Origin of the sequence: Citrobacter sp. Igbk 17, assembly GCF_028069775.1 — a bacterium.
GTDB lineage: Bacteria > Pseudomonadota > Gammaproteobacteria > Enterobacterales > Enterobacteriaceae > Citrobacter.
Genome location: NZ_JANEWI010000003.1, coordinates 203,733 through 226,045, shown reverse-complemented (window position 1 = coordinate 226,045; position 22,313 = coordinate 203,733). Strand labels below are relative to the sequence as shown.

The following is a 22,313-nucleotide window of genomic DNA, read 5'->3' as shown; positions in this document are numbered from 1 at the left end:
GGTCTATGCACTGGATTTTATCTTGCGCCTGATAGTGAAAGCTGCCATGATTGCGCGAATTTTCTCCTGTCTGAATGGGGCTGCCTGGGATGTTATTATTACCCTTACATCACCTTTCTGCGCGACGTTTGCCCCTTCCTGCAACATCTCTTTATTCTCTCACCATGCGGTGACGGCAGCGCACGCTCACTGCAGGATAACAGTAAAATCAGAGGCTATCTGCTTTTACTGATGTCTGGCGGTCGGGGCTGGTGACCAGTTTGACCTGTCATTTCGAGGGGCATAGCAATGCGGCTTTGCCCGGGACTTTTGATTCTCCCGATACGGGTTTTTGCGCTTATGAAATCAATGAATATTGCCGCCAGTGGTGAACTGGTTTCTCGTCTGTCTACTCATCGCAAGGTGGTGACGCTGGACAGTACCGATTTTACTGACGTCGCGGCAGTCGTCATTACCGTTGCGGACAGCCGCAGCGGGATCCTGGCTTTGCTAAAACGCACCGGGTTTCACTTACCGGTGTTTATATTTTCAGAGACCAACGTGGATGTACCCGCCGACGTTGAGGCGGTTATCTGCGGCAATGCGCAGGACTGGCTGGAACTGGAGTCTGCCGCCTGTCGGTATGAGGAAGATCTGCTGCCACCCTTCTATGACACGCTGACGCAGTATGTTGAAATGGGGAACAGCACCTTTGCCTGCCCAGGACACCAGCATGGCGAGTTTTTTAAGAAGCACCCTGCGGGTCGTCATTTCTATGAATTCTTTGGCGAGAACCTGTTTCGCGCGGATATGTGCAATGCTGACGTTAAGCTCGGCGATCTGCTGATTCATGAGGGGTCCGCGAAGCATGCACAAAAGTTTGCGGCTAAAGTCTTCCACGCCGATAAAACCTATTTTGTGCTGAACGGGACCTCTGCAGCAAATAAAGTGGTGACCAATGCGCTGCTGACGCGTGGCGATCTGGTGCTTTTTGACCGTAACAACCATAAGTCGAACCACCACGGTGCGCTGATCCAGGCGGGGGCGACACCGGTTTATCTGGAAGCAGCGCGTAATCCGTTTGGCTTTATTGGCGGCATTGATGAACACTGCTTTGATGAGGCGTATCTGCGCCAGCAAATCCGTGAAGTCGCACCGCAAAAGGCTGACCAGCCGCGTCCGTTCCGCCTGGCGATTATCCAGCTTGGAACCTATGACGGGACAATCTACAACGCCCGCCAGGTGATCGATAAGATCGGTAGCCTGTGTGATTACATCCTGTTTGATTCCGCATGGGTTGGCTACGAGCAATTTATCCCGATGATGGCTGATGGATCACCGCTGCTGTTGGAGCTGAATGCTAACGATCCGGGGATCTTAGTTACCCAGTCGGTGCATAAACAGCAGGCCGGATTCTCGCAAACTTCGCAGATCCACAAAAAGGATAACCATATTCGTGGTCAGGCGCGTTTCTGCCCGCATAAGCGCCTGAATAACGCGTTTATGCTGCATGCTTCCACCAGCCCGTTTTATCCGCTGTTTGCGGCGTTAGATGTGAATGCCAAAATACATGAAGGCGAAAGTGGACGTCGGTTATGGGCGGAGTGCGTAGCGCTGGGAATTGAGGCCCGTAAAGCGATACTTACCCGCTGTAAGATGATTCAGCCGTTTATTCCCCCAGTGGTTGATGGTAAACCGTGGGAAACCTATCCGACGGCGGTGATTGCCAGTGAGCGTCGCTTCTTTAGCTTTGAACCTGGCGAAAAATGGCATGGCTTTTCCGGTTATGCGCGTGACCAGTATTTTGTCGATCCCTGCAAGTTGCTACTAACCACCCCCGGCATTGATGCACAAACCGGGAAATACACGGCGTTCGGCATCCCGGCAACGATTCTGGCGCACTACCTGCGTGAAAATGGCATCGTGCCGGAGAAGTGCGATCTGAACTCGATTCTGTTCCTGCTCACTCCGGCAGAAAGCGCAGAAAAAATGGCACAGCTGGTAGCTATGTTGGCGCAGTTTGAACAGCATATTGAAGATGACACGCCGCTGGCTGACGTGTTGCCGACAATCTTCAATAAGTATCCGGTACGTTACCGGGACTACACGTTGCGTGAACTGTGTCAGGAGATGCATTCACTGTACGTCAGCTTTGATGTGAAGGATCTGCAAAAGGCCATGTTCCGTCAGGCGAGCCTGCCTGCCGTGGCGATGAACCCGCAGGATGCCAACAGCGCTTTTATTCGTGGTGATGTTGAACTGGTTCGCATTTGCGATGCGGAAGGCCGTATAGCTGCTGAGGGAGCATTGCCTTATCCTCCTGGTGTGTTGTGCGTGGTGCCAGGTGAAGTATGGGGCGGGGCGGTACAGCGTTATTTTCTGGCGCTGGAAGAGGGCGTGAACCTGCTGCCGGGCTTTTCGCCGGAGTTGCAGGGCGTTTACAGTGAGACTGATGCGGACGGTATTAAGCGTCTGTATGGCTATGTCGTGAAGTAAGCGCCATCTGGCCAAAAAAAGGTCACCATTAGGTGACCTTTTTTCATCAATAAAGATTAATGTGCGATAGTCTGCGTGCCAGTCGGAACGCGTACGTGTTTATATTTAAACAGAGCCACGAAAGCGAAGGCCAGAACCAGTGAGTAGCCAGCGAAGATCAGCCACACCGTCTGCCAGTCAGTGATACCATTCAGCGTGTAGTACTCAACCACTTTACCGCTCACCAGCCCACCCAGAATACAACCGAAGCCGTTGGTCATCATCAGGAACATACCCTGTGCACTGGCGCGGATTTCAGGACGTACCTCTTTCTCTACAAACACGGAGCCCGAGATGTTGAAGAAGTCGAAGGCACAACCGTAAACAATCATCGACAGAACCAGCAGCACGGTACCGAACGGAGTCGGATCGCCGTAAGCAAACAGACCGAAGCGCAACATCCACGCCACAATACTGATAAGCATAACGTTCTTGATACCGTAACGGCTTAAGAAGAACGGGATGGTCAGGATAAACAGGGTTTCAGAGATCTGGGAAATAGACATCATCACCGACGCGTGCTCAACGATAAAGCTACCAGAGAACAGCGGGTTGTTATCGAAGCTGTGCAGGAAGGTATTACCGAACATATTGGTAATCTGCAATTCTGCGCCCAGCATCATTGAGAAGATGAAGAAAATGGCCATACGCTTGTTTTTAAACAGCGCAAAGGCATCCAGGCCAAGCATTGATGTCCAGCTCTGGTTTTTCTGCTGGTTGGCAACCGGAATGTGTGGCAGCGTCAGGGTGAACAGGACCAATACGACGGATAATGTTGCGCCGATATAAAGCTGCATATGGCTCAGTTCAAAGCCAGAGAAGCTGACTGCCCACATGGCCAGAATAAAGCCGATGGTGCCCCAGATACGGATTGGTGGGAAGTCGGTGACAATATCCATCCCGGCAGACTGCAAGCGATAGTAAGAGATGGTGTTGATTAACCCCAATGTTGGCATATAGGCCAGCGAGTTAAGCAAAATCACAAAGAACATTGCCCCAGGCGTGGTCACTTCGGCTGCGGCGAACAGCGTTCCTGCACCGACCAGGTGGCAAAGCGCATAAACCCATTTTGCACTGATCCATTTGTCAGCCACGATCCCTAACAGGGTCGGCATAAACACGGCGGCAATCCCCAGCGAGCTATACACTGCGCCGATGGATGCACCGTCGAATTTAAGGGTGACAAACATATAGGAGCCGAGGGTTGTCAGCCAACTACCCCACAGGCAGAACTGCAGAAACGAGAGAACTTTCAGCTGCAGCTTAAGATTCATGTTAATTTCCTCACACCGTAATGCGGATGGATGTTTTAAAAGGCACATTTGCCGTTGCAATATGATGTGATTCTATCAATGAGAGACACTCTTTTTTTGTTAGCTGTGACAAATATTTGCAAACAATTTCTAATTGCAAAGCAAAATAGTGACGGAGTTAACGCTTTTTCCTCCTCTGCCGCGGGAATGAGCGGGCAGAGGAGGAGGGGATTATCGACGTCGATAGGTTTTCTGTGCGGAATTGACCTTGTAAAGATAGCGACGTGATTCTGCAGAGGGATGTCGCGTGGTCAGAGTTTGGTAAACGTCACCAGGTGACATGCTATTGATAATATTCGCGGCCTGAATTTTATCGTTAGAGAAAACGCGCAGCACGCTTCCCGCGCCGCCGTTATAGGCGGTGATGACCGCATAGCGACGCGAGGTTGGATTATCAATACCGCCCAGATAGACGTTGTTGAGCATTGCCAGATAGGCCGTACCCGTATCAATGTTACTGGCTGGGTCGAACAGGAAGCTGCGGCTTGGCGTACCTGAGCGCCCCTGAGAACGGAACACATCTTTCCCGGCGCTATGTTGGACTACCTGCATGAGTCCCAACGCATCGGCATGGCTGACCGCATAGGGGTTAAAAGAGGATTCGGTCTGCATGATAGCCAGAATCAGCGACTCATCAACGCCATACTTCCGTGATGCCTGACGCACCATACCAACGTACTTATGCGCACGCTTATCAAGGTGGTTTGGTACCAAATTGATGGTCACGCTATAGATGATACGCAGCCCGTTGCTGCGGCTCTTCAGGCGCGTTTGTAGCAGATAGTTGGCAAAGTTAGTGGCACGTCCCTCCCAGCGAATCGGTTGGCCGGTATTATCCACCACCTGTCCGTAGAGGAACGGTTCTTTGGAAATTTTGATGTCATCGACATCGGAATAGAGATCGATAGATCCCGGATCATCGCCCATCAGCAATGTCTTGATGATCGCCCGACGCAGGTGTCCGGCGGGATCTGTCCCGGCAATGGTCTCGACAGTGATTGTACCGTCATCGAAGTTGATATGGCTGCGGGTTTGATACTGATCGGTATACTTCACGTAGTCCTTCGGACCCGCAATTAGCACTTCCTTAAATCCCCACAGATTCTCAATGTTATGGGCAAACTGCCCCATCAGAATATCAAAACCGTTGGTATCCTTGACCCAGGCTTCATTATAGGAATCGCCTTTCTTGGTCGAACTGGAACAGGAGATGAGCAACGGCGCAATAACGGCAAGCGCGAGAAATTTTTTCATCATTCCGGGAGTGCGTGTTGTGTTTGTTATTTGCAAGGACCAGATAAAATCGTAGGCCGGATAAGCGCAGCGCCATCCGGCAACGGTTCTTATGACTCTGGAGTATAGCCTTCAATATGCACATCCTTACCTTCAAACAGGAAGTTGATCATTTCCTGTTCCAGCAGTTTGCGGTGCTCGACGTTCATCATATTGAGTTTTTTCTCGTTAATCAGCATGGTTTGTTTATGCTGCCACTGCGCCCACGCTTCTTTAGAAATCTCGTTATAAATGCGTTTTCCCAGGTCGCCCGGGTACAGCTGAAAATCCTGGCCTTCGGCTTCGCGTTGCAGGAAAGTGCAAAAAATTGTTCTGCTCATTAAAAAATCCTCTCTATCGACCGATACGTTAAATCTGCGTACCGGCGCGTAATTGCTGTAACAAACGCTCCACGGGAGCCGCCAGGCCGACTGACGGCGGTTGCGCTAAGTTATACCAGAGCGCGTTGCCTTCATCCATGCATGCGGTGAATGAGGACACGCGAAGCCACATAGGCACAATATCTAAATGGAAATGGCTAAAGGTATGGCGAAACGCATTAAGTTGGGTCAGATTATCTGCGTTAATTTGTCGTTGCGCCAGCCACTGACGAAGCCCATCTTCATCGTCAAACTGCGGAAAACAGTATAATCCCCCCCATAAGCCGCTGGGTGGGCGCTGCGCGAGCAGCACCTCATCATCATGTTGCATCAGTAAAAAATAGCCCGTCCGTTCGGGTAACGTCTGTTTGGGCTTTTTACCGGGGTATTGTGCCCAGCTTGCATTGGCGGTCGCCACACAGCCATTTTCTAATGGGCACAGGGAGCACTTAGGTTTTGAGCGCGTGCAGACCATTGCCCCTAAGTCCATCATTGCCTGGTTGAAACGCTCAACGCCGCGGGCAGGTGTGACTTGCTCGCTCAGTTCCCACAGTTTCTTCTCGACCTCTTTCTTACCAGGCCAGCCGCTGACAGCATAACAGCGAGCCAGCACGCGTTTAACGTTGCCGTCGAGAATCGGAAAATGCTGACCCAGAGAAAGCGAAAGGATCGCGCCTGCCGTTGAACGTCCAACGCCTGGCAACGCAGCCACTTCATCAAAGGTCTGTGGAAATACTCCACCATGCAGGGTGACCACCTGCTGCGCGGCCTTATGCAGATTTCGGGCACGGGCGTAATAGCCAAGGCCGGTCCATAAATGCAACACTTCATCCAGCGGTGCATGGGCTAAATCCGTAACCGTTGGGAAGCGCGCCATAAAACGCTCATAATAAGGGATAACGGTCGCAACCTGGGTTTGTTGCAGCATGACTTCTGAGAGCCATACTTTGTAAGGCGTCTTGTCAATTTGCCAGGGCAACGTTTTCCGCCCGTATTTGTCGTACCAGCTCAACACCTGAGCTGAAAATTGAGACGCTTGCATGATTACCGTTTCATTATTGCCGGGGGCAAGATTGCAGCACAGAGGCAACAGGGTGTAAACCGGAACTTTCCGCTGCTCACTTTCTTCCTTTACTTGCATCCGGCAACTAACTTTGGATAATGCCCGTTTTCGGAACTCAAACACAGCAGACTAAACTTTTATGAAGAACGACGTCATTTCACCGGAATTTGATGAAAACGGCCGCCCTTTGCGCCGGATTCGTAGTTTTGTTCGTCGCCAGGGGCGACTGACGAAAGGGCAGGAACACGCGCTGGAAAACTACTGGCCGGTGATGGGCGTTGAGTTCAGCGAAGAGCCCGTGGATTTTACAACGCTGTTCGGTCGCGATGCGCCAGTGACGCTGGAAATTGGTTTTGGTATGGGCGCTTCGCTGGTAGCGATGGCGAAAGCGCGTCCGGAACAAAATTTCCTTGGTATTGAAGTTCATTCTCCGGGCGTTGGCGCGTGTTTGGCATCAGCCCATGAAGAGGGCGTCGAGAACCTGCGCGTAATGTGCCATGATGCCGTTGAAGTCCTGCATAAAATGATTCCTGACAATTCTTTATCTATGGTTCAGCTGTTTTTCCCTGACCCATGGCATAAAGCACGTCATAATAAACGCCGTATCGTTCAGGTGCCGTTTGCTGAACACATTTTGAGCAAACTGAAGCCTGGCGGCGTTTTCCACATGGCAACCGACTGGGAAGCTTATGCGGAACACATGCTTGAAGTGATGTCCTCCATTGACGGATATAAAAATCAGTCAGAGAGTAACGATTATGTACCGCGCCCGGAATCGCGCCCGGTAACCAAATTTGAACAACGTGGTCATCGTCTTGGCCACGGCGTATGGGACTTAATGTTCGAGAGGGTGAAATAATGGCAAAGAACCGTAGCCGTCGTCTGCGTAAAAAAATGCACATCGACGAATTCCAGGAAGTCGGATTTTCGGTTGCATGGCGTTTCCCGGAAGGTACATCGGGCGAGCAGGTCGATAAAATCGTTGATGACTTTATTGATGAAGTGATTGAGCCGAACAAGCTGGCTTTTGACGGCAGCGGCTATCTGGCCTGGGAAGGTCTGATCTGCCTGCAGGAAATCGGCAAATGCACTGAAGAGCATCAGGCAATCGTGCGTAAGTGGCTGGAAGAGCACAAACTCGAAGAAGTGCGCACCAGCGAACTTTTCGATATTTGGTGGGACTAAGTAGCAAAGGGTCGGCAAATGCCGGCCCGATTTGTATTGAGGGAAAGATATGATGCGCAAAACGCTGCTGGCGGCAGTCCTAACGTTCACGGCGATGGCCGCACATGCAGATTACCAGTGCAGCGTCACCCCGCGTGACGATGTGATTTTGAGCCCACAAGCGGTGCAGGTGAAGGGCGAGAACGGCGACCTGATTATTACCCAGGCCGGCGATGTCACCTTTAACGGTAAACAGTACAACCTGAACGCCGCACAGCGTGAGCAGGCCAAAGATTATCAGGCGGCGTTGCGTAGCAGCCTGCCGTGGATTGACGAAGGTGCCAGAGCGCGCGTAGAGAAAGGTCGTGTGGCACTGGATAAAATCATCGCCAAAGAAGTGGGTGAAAGCAGCAACATGCGTGGCCGCTTAACCAAGCTGGATGCGCAATTGAAAGAGCAGATGAACCGCATCATCGAGCACCGTACAGACGGTCTGACCTTCCATTATAAGGCGATTGATCAGGTCCGCGCGGACGGACAACAGCTGGTCAATCAGGCGATGGGCGGTATTTTGCAGGACAGCATCAACGAGATGGGAGCGAAAGCCGTGCTCAAAGGCGGTGGTAATCCACTGCAGGGCGTGCTCGGTAGTCTGGGCGGTTTGCAAACGTCAATTCAGAATGAGTGGAAGAATCAGGAACAAGACTTCCAGCAGTTTGGCAAAGATGTTTGCGCACGCGTCGTGATGCTGGAAGATAACCGTAAATCCCTGGTTAGCACTCTGAAATAATATTCACCTCTTTTTAACGGCATAGAAACATTTCTGTGCCGTTTTATTTTGTGTTTATCTTCTTTTTTGATATCCATCTCTAAGAATAACAATTTCATGGAAATATAAATCTGGTTAATTGGATTGCGTCACATTATTCATCTGTGGGATGGACATAATGCAGCAAATTCAAGTAACTGGAGAAATAACATGGAGTTTTTCAGAAAAACGGCACTGGCAGCACTGGTTATGGGTTTCAGCGGTGCAGCGCTGGCATTACCCAATATCACCATTTTAGCGACTGGCGGGACGATTGCTGGTGGCGGTGATTCCGCGACAAAATCTAACTACACGGCGGGTAAAGTTGGTGTAGAAAACCTGGTAGATGCAGTGCCCCAGTTGAAAGACATTGCGGTCGTGAAAGGTGAGCAGGTAGTGAATATCGGCTCCCAGGATATGAATGACGAAGTCTGGTTAACACTGGCGAAGAAGATCAACACTGAGTGCGATAAGACTGACGGATTTGTGGTTACTCATGGTACGGATACCATGGAAGAAACCGCCTATTTCCTCGACCTGACCGTGAAGTGCAACAAGCCGGTGGTACTGGTCGGCGCAATGCGTCCGTCTACGGGTATGAGCGCCGATGGCCCGTTCAACCTGTATAACGCAGTGGTAACTGCCGCAGATAAAGCCTCAGCTAACCGCGGTGTGCTGGTGGTGATGAACGACACCGTTATGGATGGTCGCGACGTGACCAAAACCAATACCACCGATGTCGCTACCTTCAAATCCGCTAACTATGGCCCGCTGGGTTATATCCATAACGGAAAAATCGACTACCAGCGTACGCCTGCGCGTAAGCACACCACATCGACTCCGTTTGATGTTTCTAAGCTGACCGAGCTGCCGAAAGTGGGGATTGTTTACAACTACGCGAATGCTTCCGATCTGCCGGCAAAAGCGCTGGTTGATGCCGGTTACGCCGGGATCGTCAGTGCGGGTGTAGGTAACGGCAACCTGTATAAAACCATTTTTGATACGCTGGCAACTGCCGCGCATAAAGGTACGGTAGTCGTACGTTCATCCCGTGTACCGACGGGTGCAACTACCCAGGATGCAGAAGTGGATGATGCGAAATACGGATTTGTGGCTTCAGGCTCGCTGAACCCGCAAAAAGCGCGTGTTCTGCTGCAGCTGGCATTGACTGAAACCAAAGATCCTAAGCAGATTCAGGAAATGTTTAATCAGTATTAATAGCTGAAGGTGGCTGTGCCCTGGCCTTTCGTAGGCCGGATAAGGCGCAGCCGCCATCCGGAAAATTGCCTGATGGCGCTACGCTTATCAGGCCTACGTTCACTATATCATTACCGTATTACTCCGCCAGAAACAGCTCCAGCAGCGAATTCAAAAACAGCTTACCGTGCTGGGTAATCTGCCAGTACTCATCGCACTCGCTCAAATAGCCCTGCGCGATAGCCTCTTCAATCTTTTGACGAATAACTTCTTCGCTAAGCCCGGTGTATTGCGTGAATTCAGCGCGTGGTGCGGCTTCCAGTAACCGGAAACGATTCATAAAGAACTCGAACGGCTTATCGGCCTCAGCGACATCACGCTGACTTTCTAAGTAGCGTCCTTGCATATAACCGCGTGGATGCCGCGTTTTGGTGGTGCGCAGGATCCGCCCGTCCGGGAATGTGACTTTACCGTGTGCGCCGCAGCCAATGCCAAGATAGTCACCAAAGCGCCAGTAGTTCAGGTTGTGCTGACATTGATAGCCCGGCTTTGCATAAGCTGAGGTCTCATACTGCTGATATCCGGCAGCGGTCAGCAACTGGTGGCCTTGTTCAAAAATATCCCACAGCGCGTCATCGTCTGGTAATACGGGTGGACGAGAGCCGAACAGCGTGTTGGGTTCAATAGTCAGTTGATACCAGGAGAGATGCGGTGGATTCAGCGCGATAGCTTGCTGCAAATCGCCCAGCGCCTCTTCCAGTGTTTGATCCGGCAGACCGTGCATCAGATCAAGGTTAAAGCTACGTAGCCCCAGACCACTCGCCAGGTGCGCGGCACGTTTGGCTTCTTCCGGTCCGTGGATACGTCCCAGACGTTCGAGCTTGGCGGAGCTAAAGCTCTGTACACCAATAGATATCCGGTTGACCCCGGCGCGTTGATAATCGACAAAGCGATCGGCTTCAACAGTTCCGGGGTTCGCTTCCATCGTGATTTCTGCATCTGCCGCCAGATTCAGGCGTGCACGCACGCCGTCCAGCAGCGTTTGCATCGCCGGACCAGAGAGCAGGCTCGGCGTACCGCCACCAATAAAGATCGTCTTTATTTCACGTCCCTGAGCGTGTGTAACCTCGGTATCCAGATCGCTCAGCAGATGTTGCACGTAGTCGTCATGTGGGACTTCGCCCTTCAACGCATGCGAGTTGAAATCACAGTAGGGGCATTTCTGTACGCACCACGGGATGTGAATATACAGACTTAGCGGTGGAAGCTTAACCATTACGCAGGGCATCTAACAGCAGCTTCAGCGCCTGTCCGCGGTGGGAGATCGCACTTTTCTCCTCACGGGTCAGTTCTGCCGCGGTTTTCCCTTCAGACGGCACAAAGAAGATAGGATCGTAGCCAAAACCACCGGTACCGGCAGGTTCGCGGGTGATTACGCCAGGCCAGCTTCCGTGGCAAACAATAGGGGTCGGATCATCTGCGTGGCGCATATAAACCAGTACGCAGTGGAATTGCGCCTGGCGCTTCTCGTCGGGCACATCCTGCAAAGTATGCAGCAACTTTTCCAGGTTCTGTTTGTCAGTCGCATCTTCACCAGAATAGCGTGCTGAATAGATACCTGGCGCGCCGCCCAGCACGTCTACCGCCAGACCGGAATCATCGGCAATAGCAGGAAACCCGGTGATTTGCGCTGCATGGCGCGCTTTCAGAATGGCATTTTCAATAAACGTCAGGCCGGTTTCTTCAGCGGAATCAACGCCCAGATCCGTTTGGGCAACGACATCAAGGCCGAAATCGCTCAGAAGAGAGGCGAGTTCACGCACTTTACCGGCATTGCCGGTCGCGAGGACAACTTTTTGCATGGGATACCTAATCAGTTAGCGCCGCTATTGCTGGCGGGATCTGTTGCGGATGAATAATTTTAACCTGTTTATGACGGCCAAGCTCGCCCTTCTCAATGACGATCTGGCTTTTCGCTACGCGGAACTGTTTGCCGAGAAACTTCACCAGATGACTGTTCGCTTGTCCGTCGACCGGCGGGGCAGTAATGGCGACTTTTAGCTCGTCGCCATGTAAACCCACAATACTGTCACGGCTGGCTTTCGGCTGAATATAGAGCCGTAAAACCAGACCGTCATCGCAGGGTGTCACGGCACTCATAGCGCCATCCACAGCCCCGGCAGCAACATATTGCCTGTCGCCTGTAATACCTCTGCGATCCCCATGTTAATGACATAGAGCAGCAGCACCAGGATCATTGGGGAGAAGTCGATTCCACCCATGCCTGGAAGTATGCGACGGATAGGGCGCAGCAGCGGGTCCGCCAGTTGAATCAGTACGTATTCCACAGGGCTGCGACCCTGACTGACCCAGCTCATGATTGCCATCACTAAAAGAACCCAGAAAATCAGCAATCCAATGGTTTTCAGGACGATCAACACCGCGGCGATCCAGATGATTGGCTGGAACGTGACCACCTTAAACAGCACGATGGCTTTGATAAAGCTGAGAACGAGCGCAACTAATGCTGATGCGCTGTCAATCGGCCCCATCGGTGGAATAATGCGGCGTAATGGCCCAATAATGGGCTGGGTGATTTTCACAATAAACTGTGAGAACGGGTTGTAAAAATCGCAGCGAGACCACTGCATCCACACGCGCAATAGCAGCGCCATGGTATACAGCTCAATTACCGTTGAGAGCAGGAAGGTCAACGTATTCATGGTGTTCCTTAGTTTTCCTTAATTTTTTGTGTAATCACGAGCACCAAAAATGGCAGTGCCAATGCGCACCATCGTGCTACCCGCCGCGATGGCGGCATCCATATCATCAGACATCCCCAGTGAGAGGGTGTCGATATCTGGGTAGCGCGTTTTCAACCCGGCAAATGCTACAGCCATTTGCTGTGCAACTTCAAACTGCCTTACATAATCTGACTCTGGCGCCGGGATCGCCATCAGCCCACGTAGGGTTATACGTGGTAGCGCGGCGACGTCGGCGGCCAGCGCATCAAGCTCAGCCAGCGGAATACCTGACTTGCTATTCTCATCGCTGATATTTATCTGAATCAGTACATTCAGCGGTGGCAGATCGGCCGGGCGTTGTTCGCTCAGGCGAGCCGCGATACGCAGACGGTCGATTGTATGACACCAGTCAAAATGTTCAGCTACCAGACGGCTCTTGTTGGACTGCAGCGGGCCGATAAAGTGCCACTGCAGACCTTCAATACCGTTTTCTTTGAAGTAGCGGATCTTATCCACGCCTTCCTGAACATAGTTTTCGCCAAAGGCGTGCTGCCCGGCGACGATGGCTTCTTCGATGGCGCTCGCAGGTTTGGTTTTACTGACTGCAAGCAACGTAACTTCTTCTGAAGACCGCCCGCAACGCGTCGCGGCGGCTGAGATTTTGTCCCGGACATGTGCCAGGTTATGCGCGATATCGTTCATTTTCCGAGGATGTTCATATGAATATGGAAGAAATAGTGGCCCTTAGTGTAAAGCATAACGTGTCGGATCTACACCTGTGCAATGCATGGCCTGCGCGTTGGCGCATACGGGGAAAGGTGGAAATCGCGCCATTTACTACGCCGGACGTAGAGACGCTGCTGATGTACTGGCTCAACGACCAACAGCAGGTACAGTGGCGTGAGCAGGGGCAAATTGATTTTGCTATTGCGCTGGCAGATTCCCGGCGTTTACGCGCCAGCGCTTTTGTTCATCAACAGGGAACGTCGCTGGCGCTAAGATTGCTACCGCTTGATTGTCCTCGTTTAGACGATCTCCAGGCTCCCGAGGCTATACCTGACCTGCTGCACAGTGAAAATGGGTTAATTCTGGTTACAGGAGCTACCGGTAGCGGCAAATCGACCACACTGGCTGCGATGGTGGAGCACCTTAATCACCATGTTGCGGGGCATATTCTGACGCTGGAAGACCCGATTGAATATCGCTACACCAGCCAGCGCTGTCTTATTCAACAACGGGAGGTGGGCGCACACTGTGCTTCTTTTGCCGCCGGCTTGCGCGGCGCGCTGCGTGAAGATCCCGACGTCATTTTGCTGGGCGAACTGCGCGATGTTGAAACCATCCGGCTGGCCTTAACAGCGGCGGAAACGGGGCATTTGGTGCTGGCAACGCTACACACGCGTGGGGCTGCACAAGCCATTGCGCGGCTGGTAGACACCTTTGCTGCATCAGAGAAAGATCCCGTGCGTAATCAACTGGCGGATAGCCTGCGGGCAGTGCTTTCACAAAAACTGGAAGAAGATAAGCAGGGCGGACGGGTGGCGTTATTTGAGTTGCTCGTTAACACACCCGCCGTTGGCAACCTGATCCGCGAAGGGAAGAACCATCAGCTACCCGGCGTGATACAAACCGGGCAACAATCAGGTATGCAGACATTTGCACAAAGTCTGCAGCTGCGACAGGCGCAGGGGCGGCTTTAGTAGCCCTGTTCGAAATAGCTTTCGAGGATCACAACGGCAGACGCGGAGTCTACTTTGCCTTTATTCAGCGCACGGTATCCACCCTGTTCAAACAGGCCGGAGCGGGCTTCGACGGTACTTAGCCGTTCGTCATGCAATGTCACGGTGACACCGAAACGGCCATGAATGCGGTTGGCGAATTTGCGCGCGCGTGCGGTCAGGGGTTGCTCAGTACCATCCATATTGAGCGGCAGGCCGACGATGATTTCATCTGGTTGCCACTCTTTTAGCAAACGTTCAATCAAATTCCAGTCCGGCGTACCGTCCTGAGCTTTGATAGCAGGTAGGGGTCTGGCTGTGCCGGTAATACGTTGGCCAATCGCCACGCCAATGCTTTTGGTACCAAAATCAAACGAGAGTAACGTTTCACTCATTATGCATGTCCCGCCACGCCAGGCATGGTCAAAATATCTATGCCGATAAGTTTTGCAGCATCGCGCCAGCGATCGGCGATCGGTGTTTTAAACAAGATGTTGAGATCGGCGGGGGCGGTGAGCCAGGCGTTATCCAACAGTTCTTGTTCAAGCTGGCCCTTTTCCCAGGATGAATAACCTAATGCGACCAGCACTTCGGACGGTTGTTCCTGGGTACCTAAGGTTTCTAAAACATCGCGGGATGTCGTGATGATGGTGTTATCGGAAATTAAGATACTGGATGCAAAACGGGCGGGCGGGGTATGCAGAATAAATCCGCGGTCTTCCGCCAACGGGCCGCCGAGCATCACTGCTTTATCCAGACGGATGGACGGATCGCGTCCTTCAGGCGTGATCTTCAGCTTTTCCAGAATCCCTTCAATCTGTAAGTTTTCCAGGGGCTTATTGACGATAATCCCCATCGCACCGTTCTCATTATGTTCACAGATGTACACCACAGCGCGGCGGAAAATAGGATCCTGGAGAGCAGGCATGGCAATAAGAAAGTGATGCTGTAAATTCATTGTCAGAGGTTCTGTTTCCTGGTTCAAAAAAGCAACAGCGCCCAGTATGTGGGCAAAGCGAGAAGATGTCACCCTCTGAAAATAGCGTTGCCGGATGAAGGGTGCGCCTTATCCGGCCTACGGGGTGCAATTCCAGGCCGGATAAGACGCGAGGGCGTCGCCATCCGGCAACGTATTTATTTCTGTAGACGAGCCTCAATGGCATCCATCAGCATTCCGGTAATAGAGACCGGGAACTCTGCTTCGATTTCACGAATACAGGTTGGGCTGGTGACGTTAATTTCAGTGAGGCGATCGCCAATGATATCCAGGCCGACAAAGATCAGACCTTTGGCTTTCAGGGTTGGTCCAATGCGACGGGCAATTTCCCAGTCACTGTCGGTTAATGGGCGCGGTTCGCCACGACCACCGGCAGCCAGGTTGCCTCGGGTTTCTCCACCCTGCGGAATGCGCGCCAGGCAATACGGTACAGGTTCGCCATCGACTACCAGGACACGTTTGTCGCCGTCTTTAATTGCTGGCAGATAGTTCTGCGCCATGCAGTAGCGGGTACCGTGCTCGGTCAGCGTTTCAGCAATCACGCCGAGGTTCGGATCGCCTTCCTTCACACGGAAGATAGATGCGCCGCCCATACCATCCAGCGGTTTAAGAATAATATCGTTGTGCTTTTGCCAGAAGGCTTTCAGCTGTGCCTTGTTACGCGTGACCAGCGTTTCCGGTGTCAGGTCGGCGAACCAGGCGGTGAACAGCTTTTCGTTGCAATCACGCAGACTCTGCGGCTTGTTAACGATCAGCGTCCCTTGTTCTTCTGCACGTTCCAGAATGTAGGTTGCGTAGATGAACTCAGTATCAAACGGGGGATCCTTACGCATCAGGATGACGTCCAGATCTGCCAGCGGGAGATCCTGTTCGTTGTTGAACTCATACCATTTGTCGTAGTTCTGCTCGACGCTCAGAGTACGCGTACGGGCGCGGGCTTCCCCGTTTTCCAGATAAAGATCGGCCATCTCCATATAGTGAAGTTCATAACCACGACGTTGTGCTTCCAGCAGCATAGCAAAACTGGAATCTTTCTTGATGTTGATGCTTGTGATGGGATCCATCACGATGCCGAGCTTAATCATGTTCTTCTCCGTTTATGCCTTAGCCCAGATCGCCAAAACGCACCTGAAGCGCGGTAATGGCGGTGAGCGCAGTTGTCTCTGTACGCAGAACGCGAGGTCCTAACAGGATATCAGTAAACTGATAACGTGCGGTCATGGCAATTTCATCTGCCGACAGCCCACCCTCCGGGCCAATCAGCAAGCGGATACGCTCTACGGGTAGCGGCAGTGTATTAATGCTGGCGCTGGCGCGTGGGTGCAGGTTCAACTTCAACCCTTCGTCTTGTTCAGCGCACCATGCTTCCAGAACCATTGCCGGGCGAATTTCAGGTACCCGGTTACGACCGCATTGTTCGCAGGCGGCAATGGCAATTTTCTGCCACTGCTGGAGTTTCTTGTTCAGGCGTTCACTGTCCAGTTTAACGCCGCAGCGCTCAGAAAAAAGTGGCGTAATGAGGCTTACACCCAGTTCGATCGATTTCTGGATAGTGAATTCCATTTTTTCGCCACGTGACATGACTTGTCCAAGATGGATATGCAACGGTGATTCACGATCGTCGAGTTCGGCGTTAATAACCTTCACGTCCACGCTTTTCTTACTGGCATGGGTGATTTCGGCGTCAAATACCTGATTACTGCCGTCAAATAGCTGCAGGGCCTGGCCGGGGCCCATGCGTAGTACGCGACCAATATGATTGGCGGCATCCTCACACAGTGAAATTTGGCTACCGGAAGTGATTGGCTCAGGGTGATAAATGCGGGGAATGCGCATAGTTAAACATCCGCGTCATGGCCCTGAGCTATTTAAGGCCAGGGCATGGTTAAAAATATTGACGCTAGTGTAGGTTAGCTCTTTTGTGCCTGGCAAGCGCGTTGCACATATGGATTATGGTTACCCTGTACCTTTGCAATACGCTCATCACGTTCACACTCCCAGTCGGTTACCGGATACTGCTTATTCCAGGCGTTAAAAAGCTGGGTTTGTTGGCGGGAGAGTGTGAGATCGTACTGGTCGCGCATGTAAAAATAGGTACGAGCAATGGCGCCACGGGCGCGCGCTGGCGGCTCGGCAACTTTCTCTTTGAAGTCGACTTTCATGGCGCACTGTCCATATTGGCCTTCGCCGCCGTTCCACTGGCTGTACATGAAGTTTGCGCGATCGCCATTGACTTCACCTACTGCCGGCTGCAGGTTATGCATATCGCTTTCCATCTTGCGATAGACCGGATCTTTGGCGCAGTTTTTACGCCCACCCTCCTGCCAGCACTGGCGCTGATGGCCAAATTGCCATGCAGGAACCACGTGCTCCCACTCAATTCGGCTGGCTCGGTTTTCATTTTTTCGCACTTTGTAACCGCAAGATTCGAGGTCCACGACCCCTTTTTTGCCTTGCCAGTTAATCTTACAACCACAGTAGAAGTCGCCCGGCGCATCGGCGTTAACCTTGACGCCCGCTGCTTTTGCCTGAGAAAAACTGTTGATGCCTTCGGCTAAAACCGGGCCTGAAAACGCAGCGGCTAACAGGGCCGCTGCAAAAGAAAGATTACGGTACATCACGAACTCCGTGTCAAAACGAGCCCGCAACGTAGCGAAAGTTATTCCTGTATGCAATCAGTTAGATCAGAAAAGTTCCTGATAATTCTGATGATTATTCTGCAATCAGCGGCTCACCGCAGTGGACGCAGCGGTAGGTGGCTTCACCGCGTACAACGCGGTTATGGCGGCGGACCGTCAGCTGGTGTTCCCGGCACTTACAGCGGTAGGTAAAGGTCTTGCGTTGTATGGATTGCAGTTCAAACTGATGCGTGCGTCGGGCTGGAACGCCCAGCACGCTCTCCATCATCCATTTCCATTCTTTGCCGTGTGGCGGTACGCGGCCAAAGTGCTTCCACACCAGCAAATGCGCCAGTTCATGTGGAACTACCTCATTCACGAACGCGTCGACATTCTCCATCAGCAGTACCGGATTGAGGCGGATTTCGTAGGTTTGTAACCACGCGGTGCCTGCAGCGGTGCCGCGCTGTTGATACACCAGCTTAGGTTCCGGGTAATTACGCTCGAGCTTAAGATTGGCCTGTGCGAGTTTTTCCCGCAGGCTGCGCATAACGGCTTGCTGGATAGCGATGGGAAGACGGGTGGTTTTCATAACGCCAGAGGATAGTGCGACAGGGAAGGGACTGCAAGAAGAAGGCTTCCTCCCGGCGGGAGGAAGCAATGAGATGATTAATCGTGCGCGCCAATTTCGCGCAGTTTACGACCTTTCATCAGGTTACGTTCGATGTGTTCCAAAGAGACGTTTTTGGTTTCCGGAATCAGCCACAGGGTCAGGAAGATGAACAGTACGTTCAGGCCACCGTAGACCCAGAAGGTGTTGGCGCTGCCCAGCGAATTCAGCATCGTCAGGAAGGTTGCGCCGACAATCATGTTGGCAATCCAGTTGGTTGCGGTAGAGCAGGTGATACCGAAATCGCGGCCTTTCAGCGGCTGAATTTCAGAGCACAGCACCCAAATCAGCGGACCGGCGCTCATGGCGAAGCCAACAATAAACATTAGCAGCATCAGCACCGCGAAGTATTGAGCGGCTGCCGAGTGAATGCCTACGTGCATCATCGTGCCCAGTACGCCCATACCGACGGCCATCACGATAAAGCCGAGGATCAGCGTAGGTTTACGTCCCCAACGGTCAACCAGGCCAATGGCGATAAAGGTTGCCAGCACGTTAGTCAGACCGACAATAACGGTCCCCCACATCTGTTCAGTGGTATTGGTATAACCCGCCAGTTCAAAGATTTTTGGCGCGTAGTACATGATGACGTTCATCCCGGTGAACTGCTGCATCACCTGTAACAGTACGCCCAGGAACACCGCGCGACGGAAGTTGCTGTTTTCTTTAAACAGCGCCCAGCCACTCTGTTTTACCTGCAGGCTTTCACGAATCTCATCCAGCTCGCGCTTAGCTTCTGCACTGGTATCACGCAGGCGCAACAGGACGCGCTCGGCATCGACAAAGCGACGTTTAGCCGCGAACCAGCGCGGGCTGTCTGGCAGGAAGATAACGCCAACCAGCAGTAACAACGCCGGGATGATGATCACGCCCAGCATCCAGCGCCATGCGCCACTGTAGCTAAACGCGGTATCGGACAGATAGGCACCAAGGATCCCAATGGTGATCATCAACTGATACATGGAGATCATGCTGCCGCGAATTTTTTCCGGCGCGATTTCGGACAGATAAAGCGGCGCGGTGTAAGACGCAACGCCGACAGCCAGACCCAACAGTACGCGAGAAACCAACAGTACTTCCACGTTAGGCGCCGCTGCGGAGAACAGTGAGCCGGCAACAAACAGGATGGCACCGATCATCAGGCTTTTTTTACGACCCAGTTTGAAAGAGAGCCAGCCGCTACCGACAGCACCGACTGCTGCACCAAACATCATGGAACTCACCACCCATTCCTGAGTGTGTGCAGTAATTTGGAACTCATCGGTGATGAAAGGTAAAGCACCAGCAATAACACCGATATCCAGGCCAAAAAGTAATCCTGCCAGGGCTGCAAGGAAGCAGACAAAGAATGTCATGGCTTTGTTGGAACGCCCCGCTTTTTTATAGTCAGGCATGATGCCCTCCGGTTGGGTAACTAGTTTTGTTGATGTTAAGGGTAGGTGAGTACGGGGTAAAAAAATGCGAATCACATCACATTAGTGTAATCGGTTACACTAACATTCATCACGCTTATTAGTTAACTATTTGAAAGTTAACATTTTATAATGCGATTAAATATGGCTGATTGCCTGGAATTAAGACAATCCTGAAAAGTGATGTAACAGTGATGCAGTCGCGGCGGAAAAGAGATGTTAACTCGTTGTGGATAGAAAAGCGGTGATGTGTAATCGCTTTCATTTTTATTGAAAGAGATGATTCACTGTATTGTTCAGGTGACGAGGTGTTGGAGGAGAATAGGGGAATAAAAAAAAGACCAGCACGAGGCTGGTCTTAATAAGCGGACAGTCTTCAGTAAATTACTTCAGACCGGCAGCGTCACGCAGCAGTTGCGCTTTGTCGGTTTTTTCCCATGGGAAATGTTCACGACCAAAGTGACCGTAAGCTGCGGTTTCTTTGTAGATCGGGTGCAGCAGATCCAGCATCTGAATCAGACCGTATGGACGCAGATCGAAGAACTCGCGCACCAGCAGGGTCAACTGCTCTGAAGGTACTTTTTCGGTACCAAAGGTTTCAACCATGATAGAGGTCGGTTCAGCTACACCGATAGCGTAGGAAACCTGAATCTCACAACGGTCTGCCAGACCTGCAGCGACGATATTTTTTGCCACATAACGTGCAGCGTAGGCCGCAGAACGGTCAACTTTAGACGGATCTTTACCGGAGAATGCACCGCCACCGTGACGGGCCATGCCGCCGTAGGTATCAACGATGATTTTACGACCAGTCAGACCGCAGTCGCCCATTGGGCCGCCGATCACAAAACGCCCCGTCGGGTTGATGAAGAATTTGGTCGCAGCGGTCAGCCATTCGGTCGGCAGTACCGGTTTGATGATCTCTTCCATGACGGCTTCTTGCAGAGATTTCTGGTCGATATCTTCAGCGTGCTGAGTCGACAGAACCACGGCATCAATACCGACAATTTTACCGTCGTCATACTGGAAAGTGACCTGGCTTTTTGCATCCGGACGCAGCCACGGCAGAGTACCGTTTTTGCGTACTTCAGCCTGACGCTGTACCAGACGATGCGCGTAGGTGATTGGCGCAGGCATCAGCACGTCGGTTTCATTGGTTGCATAACCAAACATCAGACCCTGGTCGCCAGCGCCTTGTTCCAGCGGATCCGCGCGGTCAACACCCTGGTTGATATCCGGAGACTGCTTACCGATGGCGCTCAGAACTGCGCAAGAGTTGGCGTCAAAGCCCATGTCGGAATGCACATAGCCAATTTCGCGAACCGTGTTACGCGTGATCTCTTCGATATCTACCCAAGCGCTGGTAGTGATCTCGCCGCCAACTAAAACCATACCGGTTTTGACGTAGGTTTCGCAGGCTACGCGTGCTTTCGGATCCTGCTCGAGGATTGCATCCAGCACGGCATCAGAGATTTGGTCAGCGATTTTGTCAGGATGCCCTTCTGATACGGACTCGGACGTAAAAAGGTGTTTTGCCATATTTAATTTCACCTAAGGAATATTTGGTTAGCTCAAACTGTCGAGTGGAATAGCCATGTGTAGAAGATTCTACCATGAGTCTGCAGATGACGGACACTGGCAGTCTGAGTGTTAATCGGTATAGATGGATTAACATCTGGACGGCTATTTTAGGATACTTCTTCGCCTGATTTCCAGCTTTTTTTGATTAAGGTCGCATTGTACTGAAAATGTAACTGGAAATTTTTCCTGACGGTGCTGGCAATGTGCATATTTATCTTTTGCATTTTGACCTTCTTATCGGTATAAAACGCGGCGCGCGGCTCATATCCGTCATACTTCAAGTTGCATGTGCGTTGGCAGTACTCGCTCGCCCCAGTCACTTACTCATGTAAGCTCCCGGGGACTCCCTGCGTTGCCGCCTTCCAGCAACTCGAATTATTTAGGATAGACAAAAGCACACGACGTTTTCATCGTGTTGCCACTTCCAGCCGGGCTAAAACTTTAGCTTTGGCTTGTGGGTTCGTTCCGTCAGGAGCAGCCGTGGAGGTGATACGAGATAATGAACCGTTGTATTCTGCTGAATCTGTCACACCGTTCTGGTGTACATATGTCCCCCGTAATCTGCATCTTGCATACCTGCCGATGTTATACCCATCTCGGCGCTTCTCAGGACTCCAGGGCCGGCTACGGTCACTAAGGACTGAACAAGGGCGCTCTTGGTAAACAAGAGTTTTCTCGTGGTTTCGCCGAACCGTCAGCATTAAGTTCGGTTACGTGTTTACAATGATATGAAAAAGAAACCGGTCGCACAGTCGGAGCGTCAGCACTATCTGCTGGAAAATCTGCCTGTTTATGGGTTGTTATCGCCTCTTCGGATTGCGATAGTAGTCAACTGTTTTACACTTGTTAATAAAATCTGAGG

At 51.8% G+C, this 22,313-nt stretch carries 25 protein-coding genes; 8 read left to right on the top strand and 17 right to left on the bottom strand.

The features are described from left to right. Nucleotides 1–339 precede the first annotated feature (339 nt). Nucleotides 340–2,475, top strand: coding sequence for an ornithine decarboxylase (locus NNO08_RS03330; RefSeq protein WP_271456187.1), 2,136 nt, complete (start codon nt 340–342; stop codon nt 2,473–2,475). 56 nt (nt 2,476–2,531) lie between these two features. Here the strand turns inward: NNO08_RS03330 and NNO08_RS03325 are convergent, their stop codons facing one another. The 4 genes from NNO08_RS03325 to mutY all read right to left on the bottom strand — a co-directional run bounded on the left by NNO08_RS03325 (nt 2,532) and on the right by mutY (nt 6,521). Next, nucleotides 2,532–3,788: a nucleoside permease gene (locus NNO08_RS03325; RefSeq protein WP_137382607.1), complete on the bottom strand. Its 1,257-nt coding sequence runs from the start codon at nt 3,786–3,788 to the stop codon at nt 2,532–2,534. 210 nt (nt 3,789–3,998) lie between these two features. After that, on the bottom strand, nt 3,999–5,084 hold the full coding sequence (mltC, locus tag NNO08_RS03320; protein WP_137382608.1) for a membrane-bound lytic murein transglycosylase MltC: 1,086 nt from the start codon (nt 5,082–5,084) through the stop codon (nt 3,999–4,001). 86 nt (nt 5,085–5,170) lie between these two features. Continuing rightward, the gene (locus NNO08_RS03315) at nt 5,171–5,440 is read right to left on the bottom strand and encodes an oxidative damage protection protein (RefSeq protein ID WP_003027126.1); all 270 of its coding nucleotides are present in this window, start codon (nt 5,438–5,440) and stop codon (nt 5,171–5,173) included. A 28-nt stretch (nt 5,441–5,468) separates the two neighbouring features. Next, nucleotides 5,469–6,521 carry an A/G-specific adenine glycosylase gene (gene mutY, locus NNO08_RS03310; protein WP_271456186.1) on the bottom strand — a complete coding sequence of 351 codons (1,053 nt, stop codon included), beginning with the start codon at nt 6,519–6,521 and terminating at the stop codon, nt 5,469–5,471. Nucleotides 6,522–6,681: 160 nt separating this feature from the next. Here mutY and trmB point away from each other — a divergent pair, with 160 nt between their 5' ends. From trmB to ansB, 4 genes are all read left to right on the top strand, one after another. After that, the gene (gene trmB / locus NNO08_RS03305; protein WP_271441191.1) at nt 6,682–7,401 is read left to right on the top strand and encodes a tRNA (guanosine(46)-N7)-methyltransferase TrmB; all 720 of its coding nucleotides are present in this window, start codon (nt 6,682–6,684) and stop codon (nt 7,399–7,401) included. Next, nucleotides 7,401–7,727, top strand: coding sequence for a YggL family protein (locus tag NNO08_RS03300; protein WP_198905818.1), 327 nt, complete (start codon nt 7,401–7,403; stop codon nt 7,725–7,727). The genes trmB and NNO08_RS03300 overlap by 1 nt, the downstream gene beginning before the upstream one ends. A gap of 49 nt (nt 7,728–7,776) precedes the next feature. Further along, entirely contained in the window at nt 7,777–8,496 is a 720-nt protein-coding gene (locus NNO08_RS03295) for a DUF2884 domain-containing protein (protein WP_271441192.1), read from the top strand. A 189-nt stretch (nt 8,497–8,685) separates the two neighbouring features. Beyond that, the gene (gene ansB / locus NNO08_RS03290; RefSeq protein ID WP_271456185.1) at nt 8,686–9,732 is read left to right on the top strand and encodes an L-asparaginase 2; all 1,047 of its coding nucleotides are present in this window, start codon (nt 8,686–8,688) and stop codon (nt 9,730–9,732) included. A gap of 118 nt (nt 9,733–9,850) precedes the next feature. Here ansB and hemW read toward each other — a convergent pair whose 3' ends face one another. The 5 genes from hemW to NNO08_RS03265 are packed head-to-tail and all read right to left on the bottom strand — an operon-like array spanning nt 9,851 to nt 13,157. Then, nucleotides 9,851–10,987, bottom strand: a complete 1,137-nt coding sequence (gene hemW / locus NNO08_RS03285) for a radical SAM family heme chaperone HemW (protein WP_271456184.1) — start codon at nt 10,985–10,987, stop codon at nt 9,851–9,853. Further along, nucleotides 10,980–11,573, bottom strand: coding sequence for an XTP/dITP diphosphatase (locus NNO08_RS03280; protein ID WP_271456183.1), 594 nt, complete (start codon nt 11,571–11,573; stop codon nt 10,980–10,982). Before NNO08_RS03280 ends, hemW begins: the two co-directional genes overlap by 8 nt. A gap of 7 nt (nt 11,574–11,580) precedes the next feature. After that, on the bottom strand, nt 11,581–11,871 hold the full coding sequence (yggU, locus tag NNO08_RS03275; protein ID WP_202037792.1) for a DUF167 family protein YggU: 291 nt from the start codon (nt 11,869–11,871) through the stop codon (nt 11,581–11,583). Then, nucleotides 11,868–12,434: a YggT family protein gene (locus NNO08_RS03270; RefSeq protein WP_003825417.1), complete on the bottom strand. Its 567-nt coding sequence runs from the start codon at nt 12,432–12,434 to the stop codon at nt 11,868–11,870. The genes yggU and NNO08_RS03270 overlap by 4 nt, the downstream gene beginning before the upstream one ends. Nucleotides 12,435–12,452: 18 nt before the next feature. After that, nucleotides 12,453–13,157 carry a YggS family pyridoxal phosphate-dependent enzyme gene (locus NNO08_RS03265; RefSeq protein WP_271441196.1) on the bottom strand — a complete coding sequence of 235 codons (705 nt, stop codon included), beginning with the start codon at nt 13,155–13,157 and terminating at the stop codon, nt 12,453–12,455. Between the two features lie 17 nt (nt 13,158–13,174). On the opposite strand from NNO08_RS03265, the gene NNO08_RS03260 reads away from it, so the two are divergent. Beyond that, on the top strand, nt 13,175–14,155 hold the full coding sequence (locus NNO08_RS03260) for a type IV pilus twitching motility protein PilT (RefSeq protein ID WP_271441197.1): 981 nt from the start codon (nt 13,175–13,177) through the stop codon (nt 14,153–14,155). Here the strand turns inward: NNO08_RS03260 and ruvX are convergent. From ruvX to metK, 8 genes are all read right to left on the bottom strand, one after another. Further along, nucleotides 14,152–14,568: a Holliday junction resolvase RuvX gene (ruvX, locus tag NNO08_RS03255; protein ID WP_182269195.1), complete on the bottom strand. Its 417-nt coding sequence runs from the start codon at nt 14,566–14,568 to the stop codon at nt 14,152–14,154. The genes NNO08_RS03260 and ruvX overlap by 4 nt on opposite strands. Beyond that, on the bottom strand, nt 14,568–15,131 hold the full coding sequence (locus NNO08_RS03250; protein ID WP_170974365.1) for a YqgE/AlgH family protein: 564 nt from the start codon (nt 15,129–15,131) through the stop codon (nt 14,568–14,570). Before NNO08_RS03250 ends, ruvX begins: the two co-directional genes overlap by 1 nt. A 176-nt stretch (nt 15,132–15,307) precedes the next feature. Continuing rightward, nucleotides 15,308–16,255, bottom strand: coding sequence for a glutathione synthase (gshB, locus tag NNO08_RS03245; protein WP_271450371.1), 948 nt, complete (start codon nt 16,253–16,255; stop codon nt 15,308–15,310). A gap of 19 nt (nt 16,256–16,274) precedes the next feature. Further along, a complete protein-coding gene (gene rsmE, locus NNO08_RS03240; protein WP_271456182.1) occupies nt 16,275–17,006 on the bottom strand; it encodes a 16S rRNA (uracil(1498)-N(3))-methyltransferase in 732 nt (243 codons plus the stop codon). Nucleotides 17,007–17,080: 74 nt separating this feature from the next. Next, on the bottom strand, nt 17,081–17,788 hold the full coding sequence (endA, locus tag NNO08_RS03235; RefSeq protein WP_271441200.1) for a deoxyribonuclease I: 708 nt from the start codon (nt 17,786–17,788) through the stop codon (nt 17,081–17,083). A 94-nt stretch (nt 17,789–17,882) separates the two neighbouring features. Beyond that, a complete protein-coding gene (locus NNO08_RS03230; RefSeq protein WP_271456181.1) occupies nt 17,883–18,380 on the bottom strand; it encodes a SprT family zinc-dependent metalloprotease in 498 nt (165 codons plus the stop codon). Between the two features lie 77 nt (nt 18,381–18,457). Continuing rightward, nucleotides 18,458–19,852 carry a galactose/proton symporter gene (gene galP, locus NNO08_RS03225; protein WP_137382622.1) on the bottom strand — a complete coding sequence of 465 codons (1,395 nt, stop codon included), beginning with the start codon at nt 19,850–19,852 and terminating at the stop codon, nt 18,458–18,460. A 402-nt stretch (nt 19,853–20,254) separates the two neighbouring features. Further along, the gene (gene metK, locus NNO08_RS03220; RefSeq protein WP_005123306.1) at nt 20,255–21,409 is read right to left on the bottom strand and encodes a methionine adenosyltransferase; all 1,155 of its coding nucleotides are present in this window, start codon (nt 21,407–21,409) and stop codon (nt 20,255–20,257) included. A gap of 541 nt (nt 21,410–21,950) precedes the next feature. On the opposite strand from metK, the gene NNO08_RS03215 reads away from it, so the two are divergent. Together NNO08_RS03215 and yqgB are read left to right on the top strand one after the other, a co-directional pair. Next, nucleotides 21,951–22,088 (top strand): hypothetical protein, encoded by a 138-nt coding sequence (locus NNO08_RS03215; protein ID WP_271450368.1) that lies wholly within the window; start codon nt 21,951–21,953, stop codon nt 22,086–22,088. A 91-nt stretch (nt 22,089–22,179) separates the two neighbouring features. After that, nucleotides 22,180–22,311, top strand: coding sequence for an acid stress response protein YqgB (gene yqgB, locus NNO08_RS03210; protein ID WP_137382624.1), 132 nt, complete (start codon nt 22,180–22,182; stop codon nt 22,309–22,311). Nucleotides 22,312–22,313 lie beyond the last annotated feature (2 nt).

Coding starts and splice junctions, on each gene's coding strand:
- mutY (WP_271456186.1), bottom strand. CDS start 6,521: ATGCAAGCGTCTCAATTTTCAGCTCAGGTGTTGAGCTGGTACGACAAA.
- galP (WP_137382622.1), bottom strand. CDS start 19,852: ATGCCTGACTATAAAAAAGCGGGGCGTTCCAACAAAGCCATGACATTC.
- NNO08_RS03270 (WP_003825417.1), bottom strand. CDS start 12,434: ATGAATACGTTGACCTTCCTGCTCTCAACGGTAATTGAGCTGTATACC.
- NNO08_RS03315 (WP_003027126.1), bottom strand. CDS start 5,440: ATGAGCAGAACAATTTTTTGCACTTTCCTGCAACGCGAAGCCGAAGGC.
- NNO08_RS03280 (WP_271456183.1), bottom strand. CDS start 11,573: ATGCAAAAAGTTGTCCTCGCGACCGGCAATGCCGGTAAAGTGCGTGAA.
- NNO08_RS03300 (WP_198905818.1), top strand. CDS start 7,401: ATGGCAAAGAACCGTAGCCGTCGTCTGCGTAAAAAAATGCACATCGAC.
- NNO08_RS03265 (WP_271441196.1), bottom strand. CDS start 13,157: ATGAACGATATCGCGCATAACCTGGCACATGTCCGGGACAAAATCTCA.
- ansB (WP_271456185.1), top strand. CDS start 8,686: ATGGAGTTTTTCAGAAAAACGGCACTGGCAGCACTGGTTATGGGTTTC.
- mltC (WP_137382608.1), bottom strand. CDS start 5,084: ATGATGAAAAAATTTCTCGCGCTTGCCGTTATTGCGCCGTTGCTCATC.
- yggU (WP_202037792.1), bottom strand. CDS start 11,871: ATGAGTGCCGTGACACCCTGCGATGACGGTCTGGTTTTACGGCTCTAT.
- rsmE (WP_271456182.1), bottom strand. CDS start 17,006: ATGCGCATTCCCCGCATTTATCACCCTGAGCCAATCACTTCCGGTAGC.
- NNO08_RS03295 (WP_271441192.1), top strand. CDS start 7,777: ATGATGCGCAAAACGCTGCTGGCGGCAGTCCTAACGTTCACGGCGATG.
- NNO08_RS03215 (WP_271450368.1), top strand. CDS start 21,951: ATGAACCGTTGTATTCTGCTGAATCTGTCACACCGTTCTGGTGTACAT.
- trmB (WP_271441191.1), top strand. CDS start 6,682: ATGAAGAACGACGTCATTTCACCGGAATTTGATGAAAACGGCCGCCCT.
- NNO08_RS03260 (WP_271441197.1), top strand. CDS start 13,175: ATGAATATGGAAGAAATAGTGGCCCTTAGTGTAAAGCATAACGTGTCG.
- NNO08_RS03330 (WP_271456187.1), top strand. CDS start 340: ATGAAATCAATGAATATTGCCGCCAGTGGTGAACTGGTTTCTCGTCTG.
- yqgB (WP_137382624.1), top strand. CDS start 22,180: ATGAAAAAGAAACCGGTCGCACAGTCGGAGCGTCAGCACTATCTGCTG.
- gshB (WP_271450371.1), bottom strand. CDS start 16,255: ATGATTAAGCTCGGCATCGTGATGGATCCCATCACAAGCATCAACATC.
- hemW (WP_271456184.1), bottom strand. CDS start 10,987: ATGGTTAAGCTTCCACCGCTAAGTCTGTATATTCACATCCCGTGGTGC.
- NNO08_RS03325 (WP_137382607.1), bottom strand. CDS start 3,788: ATGAATCTTAAGCTGCAGCTGAAAGTTCTCTCGTTTCTGCAGTTCTGC.
- NNO08_RS03230 (WP_271456181.1), bottom strand. CDS start 18,380: ATGAAAACCACCCGTCTTCCCATCGCTATCCAGCAAGCCGTTATGCGC.
- endA (WP_271441200.1), bottom strand. CDS start 17,788: ATGTACCGTAATCTTTCTTTTGCAGCGGCCCTGTTAGCCGCTGCGTTT.
- ruvX (WP_182269195.1), bottom strand. CDS start 14,568: ATGAGTGAAACGTTACTCTCGTTTGATTTTGGTACCAAAAGCATTGGC.
- NNO08_RS03250 (WP_170974365.1), bottom strand. CDS start 15,131: ATGAATTTACAGCATCACTTTCTTATTGCCATGCCTGCTCTCCAGGAT.
- metK (WP_005123306.1), bottom strand. CDS start 21,409: ATGGCAAAACACCTTTTTACGTCCGAGTCCGTATCAGAAGGGCATCCT.